Source organism: Microbacterium trichothecenolyticum (assembly GCF_030818955.1).
Taxonomy (GTDB): Bacteria; Actinomycetota; Actinomycetes; order Actinomycetales; family Microbacteriaceae; genus Microbacterium; species Microbacterium trichothecenolyticum_B.
Genome location: NZ_JAUTBF010000001.1, coordinates 1,280,608 through 1,295,788, shown reverse-complemented (window position 1 = coordinate 1,295,788; position 15,181 = coordinate 1,280,608). Strand labels below are relative to the sequence as shown.

Here is a 15,181-nt window from a genome sequence, read left to right as displayed (position 1 = left end):
CGTCGACGTCGGGTCGCGCGCCGAATCTCGGCGACCTCGTAAGCCCGCGATCGGTCGGGCAGACGGGCGTCGCCGCTCCGGTCCATGCTGCGTTCAGCACCAGCCCCGACTCGTAAGGTAGATGTATGACCCTCTCGGTCGCCGTTTCCGGCGCTTCCGGCTACGCGGGCGGCGAGATCCTCCGCCTCCTCGCCGACCATCCCGACGTCGACGTACGCACGGTCACCGCGCATTCCAGCGCGGGCCAGCCCCTCGTCGCCCACCAACCGCACCTGCGCTCGCTCGCGCACCTCGAGCTGCAACCGACGACCCCCGAGGTGCTCGCCGGTCACGACGTGGTGTTCCTCGCCCTGCCGCACGGACAGTCGGCGCAGTACACCGACGCCCTCGCCGACACCGGCCTCGTCATCGACGCCGGCGCCGATCACCGACTGACCTCGGCGGCCGACTGGGCCCAGTTCTACGGCGGGGACCACTCCGACCCCTGGGCATACGGCGTGCCCGAGCTGCCGGTCGCCGGGGGGAAGCAGCGGCAGAAACTGGTCGGTGCGTCACGCGTTGCCGCACCGGGCTGCAACGCCTCCACGGTGGCGCTCTCGCTCGCCCCCGGCGTCGCCGCCGGCGTCATCGACCCGGGCGACATCGTCTCGGTGCTCGCGGTGGGGCCGAGCGGAGCCGGTAGATCGGCGAAGACGAACCTCCTCGCGAGCGAGATCCTCGGCACGGCCAATCCGTATGCCGTCGGCGGCACGCACCGTCACATCCCCGAGATCCGCCAGGCCCTGGCGGCCGCGGGGGCGTCGGCCGAGAGCATCCGCATCTCGTTCACCCCGGTCCTCGTGCCCATGGCCCGCGGCATCCTGGCGACCTCGTCGGCCCCCATCCGCGAGGGCGTCTCGGATGCCGAGATCCGCGCCGCGTGGGAAGAGGCCTACGCCGGCGAGCCCTTCGTCGAACTGCTCCCCGCGGGCGTGTTCCCGCGCACGGCCGACGTCTTGGGCGCCAACGTCGCCTCGATCGGTCTCGCGATCGACCGGGCCGCGAACCGCGTCGTCGCGGTCGCCGCCGTCGACAACCTCGTCAAGGGCACGGCGGGCGCCGCCATCCAGTCCATGAACATCGCGCTCGGCCTCGCCGAGACCACCGCCCTTCCCCTGAACGGAGTCGCCCCGTGAGCGTGACCGCCCCCGCCGGATTCGAAGCGGCCGGTGTCGCCGTCGGACTGAAGTCGACGGGTGCGCGCGATGTCGCCGTGGTGGTCAACCGCGGGCCGCTCAAGGTCGGCGCGGCCGTGTTCACCTCCAACCGCGCCAAGGCGAATCCGATCCTGTGGTCGGAGCAGGTCGTGAAGGACGGCACGATCGAGGCCGTCGTGCTCAACTCCGGCGGCGCGAACTGCTTCACCGGGTCGTTCGGCTTCCAGACCACCCATCAGACCGCCGAGCGCGCGGCCGAGCTTCTCGGGGTGTCCGCCGGAGACGTGGTGGTGTGCTCCACGGGGCTCATCGGCACGGGCGACGAGGTGTTCCGGGCCAAGGTGCTCGACGGCGTCGACAAGGGCGTCGCCGCGCTCTCGGCCGACGGGGGAGAAGATGCCTCGCTGGCCATCATGACCACCGATTCGAAGCCCAAGCGCGCCGTGCACATCGGCGAGGGCTGGTCGATCGGCGGCATGGCGAAGGGGGCCGGCATGCTCGCGCCGGGCCTTGCCACGATGCTCGTGGTGCTCACCACCGACGTCGTGCTCGACGCCACCGATGCCGACGCCGCCCTCCGCGCGGCGACGCGGGTGAGCTTCGACCGGCTCGATTCCGACGGGTGCATGTCGACCAACGACCAGGTGACGCTGCTCGCGAGCGGGGCCAGTGGCATCCGGGTACCCGCTGAGGAGTTCGCGACGGCCCTCGCCGCCGTGTGCGACGACCTCGCCGCCCAGTTGCAAGGCGACGCCGAGGGGGCGAGCCACGACATCACCATCCGTGTCGTGAACGCCGCGAGCGAAGACGACGCCGTCGAGGTGGGGCGCTCCGTCGCGCGCAACAACCTCTTCAAGGCCGCGGTCTTCGGAGGCGACCCGAACTGGGGGCGCGTGCTCGCCGCGATCGGCACCACCGCTGCCGCCTTCGACCCCTATGACGTCGACGTGTGGATGAACGGTGTGCGGGTGTGCACCGCGGGTGGTCCCGATCGGCCCCGCGAAGACGTCGATCTCACCCCGCGTGCCACCGACCTCGTCATCGACCTGCGCGTCGGAGACGCCGCGGCGACCATCCGCACCAACGACCTCACGCACGAGTACGTCCACGAGAACAGCGCCTACTCCTCATGACCCACGTCGATCTGCAAGACACCGATCCCGCCGAAGCCAGCGAGCGGGCCATCACGCTCGTCGAGTCGCTGCCGTGGGTGCGCAAGTACCGCGACCAGGTGGTGGTGGTGAAGTACGGCGGCAACGCCATGGTCAGCGACGAGCTGCAGGACGCCTTCGCGGCCGACATCGCCTACCTGCGCTACGTCGGCGTCAAGCCCGTCGTGGTGCACGGCGGCGGGCCGCAGATCTCGTCGATGCTGAACCGTCTGGAGATCCCGAGCGAGTTCCGGGGCGGCTACCGTGTCACCTCCACCGAGGCGATCGGAGTGGTGCGCATGGTGCTGACGGGACAGATCAATCCGCAGCTGGTGGCGAAGGTGAACGCCCACGGCCCGCTGGCGACCGGCCTGAGCGGCGAGGATGCCGGCCTGTTCGGCGGCCGCCGCCGCGGCGTGGTCGTCGACGGTGTCGAGCACGACCTCGGCCGCGTCGGCGACGTCGTCACGGTCGACCCGCAGCCGGTGCTCGATCATCTCGCGGCGGGCCGCGTGCCGATCGTGTCGAGCATCGCGCCCGACCTCGACAACCCCGGCACGTCGTTGAACGTGAACGCGGATGCCGCGGCGGCGGCGCTGGCGACGGCGTTGAACGCGAAGAAGCTCGTCGTCTTGACCGATGTGCCGGGGCTCTACGCCGACTGGCCCAACCGCGACTCGCTCGTGTCGCACCTGACCTCGACGGAGCTGCGGGCGATGCTGCCGACGCTCGAGTCGGGCATGATCCCGAAGATGCAGGCGTGTCTCGACGCCGTCGACGGGGGCGTGCCCACCGCGGCCATCATCGACGGACGCGTGCCGCACTCGGTGCTCGTCGAACTGTTCACCAACAAGGGAATCGGAACGGAGGTGGTCGCGTGAACGCGGACACGACTCAGGAACCCACGGCACAGCGCGCCGCCTGGCAGGACGACGCCGGGCGCGACCTGGTGCGCAGCTTCGGCGACCGCATGGCGCTGTTCGTCCGCGGCGAGGGCGCGTACGTCTGGGACGGCGACGACAAGAAGTACCTCGACTTCCTCGCCGGCATCGCCGTCAACGCCCTCGGGCACGCGCATCCCGTCTTCGTCGAGGCGCTCACCGCGCAGGCATCGACCCTCGCGCACGTCTCGAACTACTTCGCCACGCCGCCCCAACTCGCGCTCGCCGCACGGCTCAAGCGCCTCGCGGGCACGGGGGAGGCGGGCCGGGTGTACTTCGGCAACTCCGGCGCCGAGGCGAACGAGGCCGCCTTCAAACTCGCGCGCCTGCACGGCCGGGGGACCGACCGCACCCGCGTGCTGACGCTGAAGGGCGGCTTCCACGGCCGCACCATGGGCTCGCTCGCGCTCACCGGCAAGCCCGCGCTCCAGGCCGACTTCCTGCCGATGGTTCCGGGCGTCTCGCACATCGACGCCACGATCGACGCCCTCGAGGCGGCTGTCGACGACACCGTCGCCGCGCTGATCGTGGAGCCCATCCAGGGCGAGGCGGGGGTCGTCGAGCTGCCGGAGGGCTACCTCCAGGCCGCCCGCGAGATCACCCGGCGCCACGGCGCCCTGCTGATCGTCGACGAGATCCAGACCGGCGCGGGCCGTACCGGTGCGTGGTTCGGGTTCCAGCACGCCGGGATCGTCCCCGACGCCATCACCGTGGCCAAGGGCATCGGTGGCGGCTTCCCGATCGGCGCGCTCATCACCTTCGGTGCGGCGAGCGACCTGTTCTTCCCCGGCACCCACGGCTCGACCTTCGGCGGCAATGCGCTCGGCACCGCGGTCGGCGGCGCCGTGCTGCAAGAGATCGAGGACGCCGGTCTCGTCGAGAACGCCGCCCGCCGCGAGACGGAGCTCCGCGACGGTATCGCGGCGCTCGGTTCGCCCCTCGTCGCGGGAGTTCGCGGTCGGGGTCTGCTGCTCGGCATCGGCCTGACCAGCCCCGTCGCCAAGGCGGTGGTGGCCGCTGCCCAGCAGCACGGCCTGATCATCAACGCCGCCAACGACGACACGATCCGCATCGCGCCGCCCCTGACCATCGGGGATGCCGAGATCGCGGCGTTCCTCGAGCTGTTCGGCGCCGCCCTCGCCACCGTGTCTGATGCCCTGATCCTCGAAGGAGCCCCCGCGTGACCCGCCACCTGCTGCGCGACGACGACCTGAGCCCGGCCGAGCAGGCCGAGATCCTCGACCTCGCCATCGAGCTGAAGAAGGACCGCTGGGCGCACAAGCCCCTCGCGGGCCCCCAGACGGTCGCGGTGATCTTCGACAAGTCGTCTACCCGCACGCGCGTCTCGTTCGCCGTCGGCATCGCCGACCTGGGCGGCTCACCGCTGATCATCTCGACGGCGAACAGTCAGCTCGGCGGCAAGGAGACCCCCTCCGACACCGCCCGCGTGCTCGAGCGGCAGGTCGCCGCCATCGTCTGGCGCACCTACGCGCAGGCGGGTCTCGAGGAGATGGCGCGCGGGACCCGCGTTCCCGTCGTGAACGCGCTGAGCGACGACTTCCACCCGTGCCAGCTGCTCGCCGACCTGCTCACGATCCGCGAGCACAAGGGCGAGCTGAAGGGGCTCACTCTGTCGTTCTTCGGCGACGGGCAGAGCAACATGGCCCACTCCTACGTGCTCGCCGGCGTCACCGCGGGCATGCACGTGCGCGTCGCCGCCCCCGCCGACTACGCGCCGCGCGCCGACGTGATCGCCGATGCCGAGCGCATCGCGGCCGAGACCGGGGGCTCGGTGACGCTCACCAGCGACCCCGGGGCCGCGGCATCCGGGGCCGACGTCGTGGTCACCGACACGTGGGTGTCGATGGGCAAAGAGGAGGAGAAGATCGCCCGCATCCACGATCTGGGAGGCTTCAAGGTCACGAGCGAGCTCATGGCCCTCGCCGACGAGAAGGCGATCTTCATCCACTGCCTGCCCGCCGACCGCGGGTACGAGGTGGATGCCGAGGTCATCGACGGCCCGCAGAGCGTGGTGTGGGACGAGGCCGAGAACCGACTCCACGCCCAGAAGGCGCTGCTGGTGTGGCTTCTGCGCCAGGACTGACTTCCCGATTCGGCCGGCTCTGGGCCCGTTTCGACGGCCCGGGCCGGCTGGCCGGCGTCGACCTGGCCCGGGGCCTGGCGGTCCTGGGCATGCTCGCCGCGCACCTGCTCGACACCGAGGACTTCGTCGTGCGCGATCCCTCGTCGTGGCTCGACGTGGTCAACGGCCGGTCATCGATCCTCTTCGCGGTGCTCGCGGGCGTGTCCATCTCGCTCGTCACCGGGGGAACGCGGCCGGTCGTCGGTCCCAGACGCGCACGGGCGGCCGCGCGTCTCGCCCTGCGCGGTGCCCTGCTGTGGGCGATCGGCATGCTGCTCGTGCTCACCGGGGTGCCGGTGTACGTCATCCTCCCCGCGTACGCGCTGCTGTTCGCGCTGTCGCTGCCGTTCCTGGGCATGCGCTCGCGCGGGCTGTTCCTGACCGCCGGGGCGCTCGCCGTGGTCATGCCGTGGGTCCAGCCGGTCTTGGACGCGGCGCCGATCTGGTCGGGCCGCTCGGGCGAGGACATCGCGGCGATGCTGGGCTGGCACTACCCGTTCCCGGTGTGGATCGCGTTCCTGCTCGTCGGCATGGGGCTCGGCCGGCTCGAGCTGCGCCTGCTGCCCGAGCAGGCCATGATCATGCTCGGCGGCGGGGCGCTCATGCTCGCGGGCTACGGTCTGGCCATCGTCACCGCGCCGGCCGTCGCCGCTGACCCGTACCTGTCGGCGGTGCTCACCGCCGATGCCCACTCGGCCGGGCTCTGGGAGGTCATCGGATCGGGCGGTTTCGCCATCGCCACGATCGGCCTGTGCCTGTTGCTGTGCCGCACGCCGCTGAGGTGGGTGGCGGTTCCGCTGCGCGCGGTCGGGTCGATGCCGCTGACGGCGTACGTGGTGCAGCTGCTGGTGTGGGCCCTGGTCGCCCTGATCCTGCTCGGAGACACCTCCGACCTGTGGGGTATTCGCGCGCTCGACCTGTTCGCGCCGCTCACCCTCGCCATCGTCATCGGCTGCACCGTCTGGGCACTGACCGTCGGCCGCGGTCCCCTGGAGACGGTGATCGACGCCGTCGTGCGCTTGGTCGTGGGGCGGGATGCCGTGGGGCGGGATGCCGTGGGGCGGGATGCCGTGGGGCGGGACGCCGAGAGCCCGGGGACCCGCGGGGGGTGACGGCGGACGGCGGGGCGTACGGCGCCGAGGCGCGCGGCGAGGGTGTGCCGAACTCCGGAGAGATCAGGGGGATCGCCGGTGCTCTGCCGCAGGCGCGGGGGGAGCGGACGGTTTCTCCGGAGTCCGGCACACGGGTGCCGCCCGGGCGGACTGTTCCCGGCGCGGGCGGCGAGCTCCCGGCGGTGGTGTCGCGGCGGCGGTGTCGGACGCCCTCGGTAGGCTGGAGCGCATGAGTCACGAGACCGGTCAGTCGACGAACGAGGGCGCCCTGTGGGGAGCCCGTTTCTCGGGCGGTCCGTCTCCCGAGCTGGCGGCACTCAGCCGCTCCACCCACTTCGACTGGGACCTCGCGCTCTACGACATCGCGGGCTCGCACGCGCACGCCGCCGCCCTCGAGGCCGCCGGCTACCTGAGCGCCGACGAGGCGCGGGCGATGCACGACGGTCTCGACCAGCTCGCCGCGCGCGTGCAGGACGGGTCGCTGGTCGCGGCCCCGAGCGACGAAGACGTGCATGGCGCCCTCGAACGCGTGCTCATCGAGACGGTCGGCCCGGCGCTGGGCGGCAAACTGCGCGCCGGTCGCAGCCGCAACGACCAGATCGCCACCCTGGTGCGCCTGTATCTGCTCGACCACGCCCGCACGATCACCCGCGAGCTGCTGCGCCTCATCGACGCGCTCGTCGCGCAGGCCGACGCCCACGAGGGCGCGATCATGCCCGGGCGCACGCACCTGCAGCACGCGCAGCCCGTGCTGCTGGCGCACCACCTGCAGGCGTACGGATGGGCGCTCACGCGGGGCATCGAGCGTCTGCGCGACTGGTCGGTACGCGCGTCGGTGTCGCCCTACGGCGGCGGGGCGCTCGCCGGAGCGACCCTCGGCCTCGACCCGCAGCTGGTGGCTGATCGCCTCGGCCTCGCGCGTCCGGCCGAGAACTCCCTCGACGGCACCGCGTCGCGCGACGTCGTGGCCGAGTTCGCCTTCATCGCCGCCATGATCGGTGTCGACCTCTCGCGGCTCGCCGAAGACATCATCCTGTGGAACACGCGCGAGTTCGGCTTCGTGACCCTCGACGACGCGTACTCCACGGGGTCGAGCATCATGCCGCAGAAGAAGAACCCCGACATCGCGGAGCTGGCCCGCGGCAAGGCGGGGCGCCTGATCGGCAACCTGTCGGGGTTGCTCGCGACCCTCAAGGGCCTGCCGCTGGCGTACAACCGCGACCTGCAGGAAGACAAAGAGCCCGTGTTCGACTCGGTGCGCACGCTCGAGCTCGTGCTCCCGGCCTTCTCCGGCATGGTGGCGACCCTGCGCTTCCACACCGACCGCATGGCGGAGCTCGCCCCCCAGGGCTTCTCGCTCGCCACCGACGTGGCCGAGTGGCTCGTTCGCCAGGGCGTGGCGTTCCGTGACGCCCACGAGATCTCGGGTGCGCTGGTGCGCGCGTGCGAAGAGCGCGAGATCGGCCTGGAAGACGCCGACGACGCGCTTCTGGCATCCGTGTCGTCGTCGTTGACGCCGGCGGTGCGCGAGGTGCTCACGATCGAGGGGTCGGTTGCCAGTCGCACCGGCGCGGGAGGTACCGCGCCCGATCGGGTGCGCGAGCAACGGCACGACCTCGTATCGCGGGCGCAGGCAGCAGCTCGAGAACTGATCCCGTGAGTATCAGCCTTTCGCTTATCAAAATGAGTTTATAAGCGATAGGCTTATGAAATGACCGTGGCAGTGATCGCCGACATCGTCGCCTCCCGGCAGCTCGTCGACCGCGCCGCCGCGCAGCGGCGCATCGCCGACATCGTCGACGAGGTGAGTACCGACCTGCCCCTCGCCGACGAGCCGCTCACGGCCGTCGTCGGCGATGAGCTGCAGGCGCAGTACCGCCGACTCGACGACGCGCTCGCCTCGCTGCTGCTGCTGCGTCTCGCCCTCCCCGACGGCGTCGACTGCCGTTTCGGGGTGGGGGTGGGGGAGGTCCGCCCCATCGACCTCGACGGGCGCACGGTCCCGGAAGGCCCCGCCTGGTGGGCTGCCCGCGCGGCCATCGAGAACACCCAACGCCTGCAGAAGCGGTCGGCGCCGTTCGCCCGCACCTGGGTCGTCGCCGACGAGGGAGAGCATGCCGCCATGACCGACATCGTCGCCGTCGCCAACGCATACGCCCTCGCTCGCGACCAGCTCGTCTCGGCGATGAGCGAACGCACCCGCCGACTCACCTACGGTCGCTGCCTCGGCCGCTCGCAGCGCGAGCTGGCGCAGCGCGAAGGGGTCAGCCAGTCGGCGGTGTCGCAGGCGCTCGCGTCGGCCGGTTCGGCGGCGATCGTCGAGGGCTTCGCCGTGCTCACCGGGGGAGCACGCTCATGATCGCGGCCGGCCTCCTGCTGCTCGCGGTCGGCGCCGTCGACCTGCTGCGGCAGATGGTGCCGGTGCGTCGCTGGCCGGCCCTCGTGATCGCGGCCGTCGCCCTCGTCACGCTCTCCGTCGCCCTGGATGCGCTCATCGCGGGCCTGCTCGCCGTCGCCGTCGCCGCCATCTGGACCTGGGTCGTGCCCGAGCACGGTCCCGCCCGCGCGGGACTCTGGCCGGTCGCGCTGCTCGCTCTCGCCGCCGCCGCATGCGTGGTGATCGCGCCCGGCCGCGCGCACCCCGGCATCCTGGGCGAGATGTGGGCCGCATACCGGCCCGCCGACGCCGTGTCGGTCGATGTCGTCGTGCTCGTCGTCGGGTGCCTGGCTTTTCTGCTCGAGTCGGGCAACGCCGTCGTGCGCATCGCCCTGCGATCCGAGATGGGCGGACGTGTCGCCGCCGACGAGAGCGTCGCGCCGGCGCTCAAGGGCGGACGCCTGATCGGGCCGCTCGAGCGGATCCTCGTGTTCGTGCTCACCCTCGCCGGGGCGTACACGCTCATCGCGGCGGTGCTCGCGGCCAAGGGCATCGTGCGCTTCCCCGAGATCTCGCGCGACGGCGACAGCGGCGATCGCGCCGAATACTTCCTCATCGGCAGCCTCGTGAGCTGGGTGACGTCCTTGGCGGCGGCGTTCCTGGTGTGGTGGGGCGTGCACGCGGCCTGAACCCGTGCTCCCTCCCTCCGTGTGGCGCGCGTGGATGCCGTCACGGTCGCCGAGGTGCGGCATCCGGGGTCCGAGACCCCCGCTGGTACCCTGAACCGGTGTCTGCACCGATCGACGCGGCGCCCGTGAGCGCCCTCACCCCCGCCAACGACCCGACCTTCGACAACGTCTGGGACGAGCTGGTGTATCGCGGACTCATCCACGTCTCGACCGACGAGGGCGAGCTGCGCGAGCTGCTCGGCGGCGACCCGATCGTCTTCTACTGCGGCTTCGACCCGACCGCCCCGAGCCTGCACCTGGGCAACCTCGTGCAGCTGCTCACGATGCGCCGGCTGCAGCTCGCCGGGCACCGTCCGCTCGGGCTCGTCGGCGGCTCGACGGGTCTCGTCGGCGACCCGCGTCCGACCGCGGAACGCACGCTCAACACGCCCGAGACCGTCGCCGAATGGGTGGCGCGCCTGCGCGCACAGGTCGAGCGTTTCCTGAGCTTCGAGGGCGACAGTGCCGCGCGCATCGTCAACAACCTCGACTGGACCGCGCCGCTCAGCGCCATCGACTTCCTGCGCGAGATCGGCAAGCACTTCCGCGTCGGCACGATGCTGAAGAAGGATGCCGTGAGCGCGCGCCTGAACTCCGAGGCGGGCATCAGCTACACCGAGTTCAGCTACCAGATCCTGCAGGGCATGGACTACCTCGAGCTGTACCGCCAGTACGGCTGCGTGCTGCAGACCGGCGGCAGCGACCAGTGGGGCAACCTCACCAGCGGCACCGACCTCGTGCGCAAGGTCGAGGGCGCATCGGTGCACGCCATCGGCACGCCGCTGATCACCAACAGCGACGGCACGAAGTTCGGCAAGAGCGAGGGCAACGCGATCTGGCTGGATGCCCAGATGTGCAGCCCGTGGGCGATGCACCAGTTCTGGCTGAACACCGACGACCGCGACGTGATCGAGCGCCTCAAGGTGTTCACCTTCCTCACGCGCGCCGAGATCGAGGAGTACGCGGCTCTCGTCGAGACCGAGCCGTTCCGCCGCGCCGCGCAGAAACGCCTGGCCCGCGAGGTCGTCACCACGGTGCACGGACCCGCGGCCGCCGAGGCTGTGATCGCCGCGACCGAGGCGCTGTTCGGTCAGGGTGACGTCACGGCGCTGGATGCCGACGTGCTGCGCACCGCACTGGAGGAATTGCCGCACGCGACGCTCCCCGCCGGCTCCACCGTGGTCGAGGCGCTCACCGCGACCGGCTTGTCGGCCAGCTTGAGCGACGCGCGGCGCGCGATCGCGCAGGGCGGCGTGACACTCGACGGGGTGAAGGTGACCAGCGACGACGCGATCGTCGAGGGGACCCTCCCCGGCGGTGTCTCCGTGCTGCGCCGCGGCAAGAAGACGCTCGCCGGGCTGTTCCTGAGCTGACATGCCGTTCACCGTCAGCCACGCGGTCGTCGCCCTGCCTTTCGTGCGGACACCGCTGGTTCCGGCGGCGATCGCGATCGGAGCGATGACGCCCGATCTGCCCCTGTTCCTGCGGGGCATCGTGCCCCCGTACGCGATGACCCACGATCTGGTGTGGCTGCCGGTCACGGTCGTCATGGCGTTCGTGCTGCTGCTCGTGTGGCGGTGCGTCTTGCGCCCGGCGACGCGCGAGCTGGTACCGCGGCGCATCGCCGATCGACTGCCCGACGAGTGGGATGCCGGAGCCCTCGCGGCCGCACGCGAGACGCTGAGCGGGGGAGTGGTCGGCATCCTGTGGCTCGTGCTGTCGCTCGCGCTCGGGGTGGTCACGCACGTCGGGTGGGACTTCTTCACGCACGAGGGTCGCGCGGGCGACGCCCTCTTCCCGGCGCTCGAGGAGCAGTGGGGGCCGCTGGCGGGCGTGAAGTGGCTGCAGTACGGGTCGGGGGTGCTCGGGCTCGCGGGGCTCGGCGCGTTCGGGCTGTGGTGGCTCTCGCGGCGGTCGGCGATTGCGGTCCGGCGGGTGCTTCCGGATGCCGTGCGCGTGGCGTGGTGGCTGTCGCTGCCGATCGTGTTGGTCGCGGCATCCCTTGTCGCGGTGACCATCGCGGGCGGATTCGACGCCGATTACACGCCCACCCACCTGATCTACGGGGTGCTGGTGAGGGTCGCCGCCGCGTGGGGCGTGGCGACGCTCGTGCTCGCCGTGGTGGTACAGCTCCGGCACACACTCAGTGATTCGCACAGGGTCGGCTGATCCGGCTGTTTCGGGCTGAGGGTGTGTGCATCGCGGAGGTTGTGCGCACGGCGGGTGCCCGAGGAGGGGGGGCATGCTCGACGAGCCTCGGGGCACGGCCTGCCCGCGGGTCACGCCGGGTGGCGGAGCGGGTGGCGGGTAGACTCGGGTCTCGTTATGACGAAGGCGGGAGATTCGGTGTCGGCGAGCACGAAGGGCACGAAGTCGGGCGCGGACGAGGTCATCCTCGGGCCCACCGGTCGCCCGTACCAGGGGTTCCCCACCCCGCCGGCTCTCGACAGCCACGGTCCCGCGCGCATCATCGCGCTGTGCAACCAGAAGGGCGGCGTCGGCAAGACCACGACGACGATCAACCTGGCCGCATCGCTCGCCGGGTACGGCCGCCGCGTTCTCGCGATCGACTTCGACCCGCAGGGGGCGTTGTCGGCGGGTCTCGGCATCCAGACGCACGACGTGCCGACGATCTACGACCTGCTGCTGGACACCAAGCGCGATCCGCACGAGGTCATCGTGCAGACCCGCGTCGAGGGCCTGGACGTGCTGCCGGCGAACATCGACCTCTCCGCCGCCGAGGTGCACCTGGTCAACGAGGTCGCCCGCGAGACGATCCTCGCCCGGGTGCTGCGCAAGGTCGCGGCCGACTACGACGTGATCCTCATCGACTGCCAGCCGTCGCTGGGCCTGCTCACCGTGAACGCGCTCACCGCGGCGCACGGGGTGCTCATCCCGCTCGAGTGCGAGTTCTTCGCGCTGCGCGGCGTGGCACTGCTGGTCGAGACGATCGACAAGGTGCGTGACCGCCTCAACCCCGCGATCGAGCTCGACGGCGTGCTGGCCACCATGTACGACCCCCGCACGCTGCACTCGCGCGAAGTGCTCGAGCGCGTGGTCGAGGCGTTCGGCGACGACGTGCTCGAGACGGTCATCGGCCGCACGGTGAAGTTCCCGGATGCCTCGGTCTCGGGCATGCCGATCACGGAGTTCGCGCCCGAGCACGCCGCCGCCCAGGCGTACCTGCGGCTGGCGCGGGAGCTGGTCGCCCGTGGCGCCGTCGCCTGACCAGATCGCCGACCCCGCGTCCAGACCGGTCGCGACGCCCACGCCGCCCGCTGACGCAGAGGACCTGACCGAGGCCGGCTTCCGCGTCACCCTCCCCGTCTTCGACGGACCGTTCGACCTGCTGCTGACCCTCATCTCGCGCGCCGAGCTCGATATCACCGAGGTCGCCCTCAGCCGCGTGACCGACGAGTTCATCGCCTACCTGCGCCAGCTCGGCCCCGAGCAGGACCTCGACGAAGCGTCCGAGTTCCTCGTCGTGGCCGCCACCCTGCTCGACATGAAGATCGCGGGTCTCCTGCCCCAGGGCGAGGTCGTGGATGCCGAATCCGTGGCGCTGCTCGAAGCGCGTGACCTGCTCTTCGCCCGACTGCTGCAGTACCGGGCGTTCAAAGAGGTGTCGGCGTGGTTCGCGCGCTGCCTGCAGCGGGAGGATCGTCGGCACACTCGAGAGGTGCGCCTCGACGACAAGTATCGTGCGGCCGTGCCGGAACTCGTGTGGACCCTCAGCCTCGACGATTTCGCTGCCCTCGCCGTCGTCGCGCTCGCGCCCAAGCAGATCCCCACCGTCGGGCTCGACCACCTGCACGCGCCGCTGGTGAGCATCCGCGAGCAGGCCGCGATCGTCGTGACGCTGCTGCGCTCGGCGGGCACCCTGAACTTCCGCGACCTCGTCGCCGGCGTCACCGAGACGGGGGTCGTCGTCGCGCGCTTTCTGTCGATCCTCGAGCTGTACCGTCACGCCGCGCTGTCGTTCGAGCAGCTCGAGCCGCTGGGGGAGCTGACGCTGCGCTGGACCGCCGAGAGATGGTCGGAAGAGAACCTCGCCGCCCTGGGAGCCGACTATGACCGCTGATCCCGTGACCCCGTCCGGCACGGGCGCGCAGAGCGGAGAGCGGGCGCCCGGCCCGGGTGACTCGCCGACCGACGCCGCCGCGGGAACCGCCGAGCCCGCCGCGCGGCCGAGCGATCCGGCATCCGTCGCTCGCCGCCTGGAGGCGATCCTGCTCGTGATCGACCAGCCGCAGAGCCTGGTGAGCCTCGCTGCGGCCGTCAGCGCCCCCGTTCCCGCTGTACGCCAGGCCGTCGAGGGACTCGTCGCCGACTACGACGGCAAGACCGGGGGACCGGTCCGCGGCTTCGAGCTGCGCGAGGTCGGCGGCGGCTGGCGCCTCTATGTGCGCGAGGAGTACGACGACGTCGTGGGCGACTTCGTCAACACCCAAGCGCCCTCCCGGCTGTCGCAGGCGGCGCTGGAGACCCTGGCCGTCATCGCGTACAAGCAGCCCGTCACGCGCGGGCAGGTGGCATCCATCCGCGCCGTGAACGTCGACTCGGTCGTGCGGACGCTGCTCGCGCGGGGGCTCATCGCCGAGGTGTTCACCGACCCCGACACGGGCGCGATCCACTACGGAACCACCGACCAGCTGCTGGTCAACCTCGGCATCAACTCGCTCGACGAGCTGCCCCATATCTCGCCGTTGCTCGACGACGGCGCCGACGGATTCGACGGAGAGGTCCTGAAATGAGCGAAGAGGGCGTCCGCCTGCAGAAGGTGCTGGCCAACGCCGGGGTGGCCTCGCGCCGCGTCGCGGAGCAGATGATCGTCGAGGGTCGCGTGCGCGTGAACGGCGCGGTCGTCACCGAGCTCGGCTCGCGCATCCACCCCGAGAACGACCTCGTCGACGTCGACGGCACGGCGATTCAGCTCGATGCGTCCAAGCGGTACGTCATCCTGAACAAGCCCACCGGCGTCGTGAGCTCGATGAGCGACGATCGCGGGCGCCCCGACCTGCGCCGCTACGCGAAGGACTGGGACGAGCGCCTGTTCAACGTCGGGCGACTGGATGCCGACACGAGCGGCCTCCTCGTGCTGACCAACGACGGCGACCTCGCGCACGTGCTCGCGCACCCGTCGTTCGGGGTGACCAAGGTCTACATCGCCAAGGTCGAGGGGCAGGTGCTGCCGCAGACCATCCAACGCCTCATCAAGGGCGTCGAGCTGGAGGACGGGCGGATCGCGGCCGACAAGGCGCGCCTGCTCGACTCCTCACGCGGTGAGAGCCTCGTGGAGCTCACGCTGCACTCGGGCAAGAACCGGATCGTGCGGCGCATGATGGCCGAGGTCGGCCACCCGGTCGTCGAACTCGTGCGGCGGCAGTTCGGGCCGCTGCACCTGGGAACACTCCCGGTGGGTTCGGCGCGCGAGTTGACTACAGTAGAACGCGGCGCCCTGCTCACGCTGTCTCGTCGAGACGGCGACACTCCGGCGGAGTGAGCCTCGCGGGCGCCCCGCGGCGCGGCAGAC

The 15,181-nt window shown here is 71.3% G+C and carries 15 protein-coding genes; all 15 read left to right on the top strand.

Annotated features, from left to right (window positions below; translation table 11 throughout):
• Positions 1 to 125: 125 nt before the first annotated feature.
• Complete coding sequence (gene argC, locus QE412_RS06225) at positions 126 to 1,175, top strand: N-acetyl-gamma-glutamyl-phosphate reductase (RefSeq protein WP_307481289.1); 1,050 nt, start codon at positions 126 to 128, stop codon at positions 1,173 to 1,175.
• On the top strand, positions 1,172 to 2,329 hold the full coding sequence (argJ, locus tag QE412_RS06220; protein WP_307481287.1) for a bifunctional glutamate N-acetyltransferase/amino-acid acetyltransferase ArgJ: 1,158 nt from the start codon (positions 1,172 to 1,174) through the stop codon (positions 2,327 to 2,329). The genes argC and argJ overlap by 4 nt, the downstream gene beginning before the upstream one ends.
• Entirely contained in the window at positions 2,326 to 3,228 is a 903-nt protein-coding gene (gene argB, locus QE412_RS06215) for an acetylglutamate kinase (RefSeq protein WP_307481285.1), read from the top strand. The genes argJ and argB overlap by 4 nt, the downstream gene beginning before the upstream one ends.
• A complete protein-coding gene (locus QE412_RS06210) occupies positions 3,225 to 4,472 on the top strand; it encodes an acetylornithine transaminase (protein WP_307481283.1) in 1,248 nt (415 codons plus the stop codon). Before argB ends, QE412_RS06210 begins: the two co-directional genes overlap by 4 nt.
• The gene (argF, locus tag QE412_RS06205; RefSeq protein ID WP_307481281.1) at positions 4,469 to 5,392 is read left to right on the top strand and encodes an ornithine carbamoyltransferase; all 924 of its coding nucleotides are present in this window, start codon (positions 4,469 to 4,471) and stop codon (positions 5,390 to 5,392) included. Before QE412_RS06210 ends, argF begins: the two co-directional genes overlap by 4 nt.
• Positions 5,371 to 6,543: a heparan-alpha-glucosaminide N-acetyltransferase domain-containing protein gene (locus QE412_RS06200; RefSeq protein ID WP_307481279.1), complete on the top strand. Its 1,173-nt coding sequence runs from the start codon at positions 5,371 to 5,373 to the stop codon at positions 6,541 to 6,543. The genes argF and QE412_RS06200 overlap by 22 nt, the downstream gene beginning before the upstream one ends.
• A gap of 229 nt (positions 6,544 to 6,772) precedes the next feature.
• Positions 6,773 to 8,203 (top strand): argininosuccinate lyase, encoded by a 1,431-nt coding sequence (gene argH, locus QE412_RS06195; protein ID WP_307481277.1) that lies wholly within the window; start codon positions 6,773 to 6,775, stop codon positions 8,201 to 8,203.
• Positions 8,204 to 8,254: 51 nt separating this feature from the next.
• Positions 8,255 to 8,902: a SatD family protein gene (locus tag QE412_RS06190; RefSeq protein ID WP_307481275.1), complete on the top strand. Its 648-nt coding sequence runs from the start codon at positions 8,255 to 8,257 to the stop codon at positions 8,900 to 8,902.
• On the top strand, positions 8,899 to 9,609 hold the full coding sequence (locus QE412_RS06185; protein ID WP_307481273.1) for a hypothetical protein: 711 nt from the start codon (positions 8,899 to 8,901) through the stop codon (positions 9,607 to 9,609). The genes QE412_RS06190 and QE412_RS06185 overlap by 4 nt, the downstream gene beginning before the upstream one ends.
• 98 nt (positions 9,610 to 9,707) lie before the next feature.
• A complete protein-coding gene (gene tyrS, locus QE412_RS06180) occupies positions 9,708 to 11,021 on the top strand; it encodes a tyrosine--tRNA ligase (RefSeq protein ID WP_307481271.1) in 1,314 nt (437 codons plus the stop codon).
• A gap of 1 nt (position 11,022) precedes the next feature.
• The gene (locus QE412_RS06175) at positions 11,023 to 11,817 is read left to right on the top strand and encodes a DUF4184 family protein (protein ID WP_307481269.1); all 795 of its coding nucleotides are present in this window, start codon (positions 11,023 to 11,025) and stop codon (positions 11,815 to 11,817) included.
• 156 nt (positions 11,818 to 11,973) lie between these two features.
• Positions 11,974 to 12,876 (top strand): ParA family protein, encoded by a 903-nt coding sequence (locus QE412_RS06170; RefSeq protein ID WP_307481267.1) that lies wholly within the window; start codon positions 11,974 to 11,976, stop codon positions 12,874 to 12,876.
• On the top strand, positions 12,860 to 13,729 hold the full coding sequence (locus tag QE412_RS06165; protein WP_373426533.1) for a segregation and condensation protein A: 870 nt from the start codon (positions 12,860 to 12,862) through the stop codon (positions 13,727 to 13,729). Before QE412_RS06170 ends, QE412_RS06165 begins: the two co-directional genes overlap by 17 nt.
• Positions 13,719 to 14,402, top strand: a complete 684-nt coding sequence (gene scpB / locus QE412_RS06160) for an SMC-Scp complex subunit ScpB (protein ID WP_307481265.1) — start codon at positions 13,719 to 13,721, stop codon at positions 14,400 to 14,402. The genes QE412_RS06165 and scpB overlap by 11 nt, the downstream gene beginning before the upstream one ends.
• Positions 14,399 to 15,151 (top strand): pseudouridine synthase, encoded by a 753-nt coding sequence (locus QE412_RS06155; protein ID WP_307481263.1) that lies wholly within the window; start codon positions 14,399 to 14,401, stop codon positions 15,149 to 15,151. The genes scpB and QE412_RS06155 overlap by 4 nt, the downstream gene beginning before the upstream one ends.
• Positions 15,152 to 15,181: the final 30 nt, after the last annotated feature.

Excerpts from the sequence above, each read along its gene's own strand:
- argC (WP_307481289.1), top strand. The coding sequence starts at position 126 with ATGACCCTCTCGGTCGCCGTTTCCGGCGCTTCCGGCTACGCGGGCGGC.
- argB (WP_307481285.1), top strand. The coding sequence starts at position 2,326 with ATGACCCACGTCGATCTGCAAGACACCGATCCCGCCGAAGCCAGCGAG.
- argH (WP_307481277.1), top strand. The coding sequence starts at position 6,773 with ATGAGTCACGAGACCGGTCAGTCGACGAACGAGGGCGCCCTGTGGGGA.
- QE412_RS06190 (WP_307481275.1), top strand. The coding sequence starts at position 8,255 with ATGACCGTGGCAGTGATCGCCGACATCGTCGCCTCCCGGCAGCTCGTC.
- QE412_RS06185 (WP_307481273.1), top strand. The coding sequence starts at position 8,899 with ATGATCGCGGCCGGCCTCCTGCTGCTCGCGGTCGGCGCCGTCGACCTG.
- QE412_RS06175 (WP_307481269.1), top strand. The coding sequence starts at position 11,023 with ATGCCGTTCACCGTCAGCCACGCGGTCGTCGCCCTGCCTTTCGTGCGG.
- QE412_RS06170 (WP_307481267.1), top strand. The coding sequence starts at position 11,974 with ATGACGAAGGCGGGAGATTCGGTGTCGGCGAGCACGAAGGGCACGAAG.
- scpB (WP_307481265.1), top strand. The coding sequence starts at position 13,719 with ATGACCGCTGATCCCGTGACCCCGTCCGGCACGGGCGCGCAGAGCGGA.
- QE412_RS06155 (WP_307481263.1), top strand. The coding sequence starts at position 14,399 with ATGAGCGAAGAGGGCGTCCGCCTGCAGAAGGTGCTGGCCAACGCCGGG.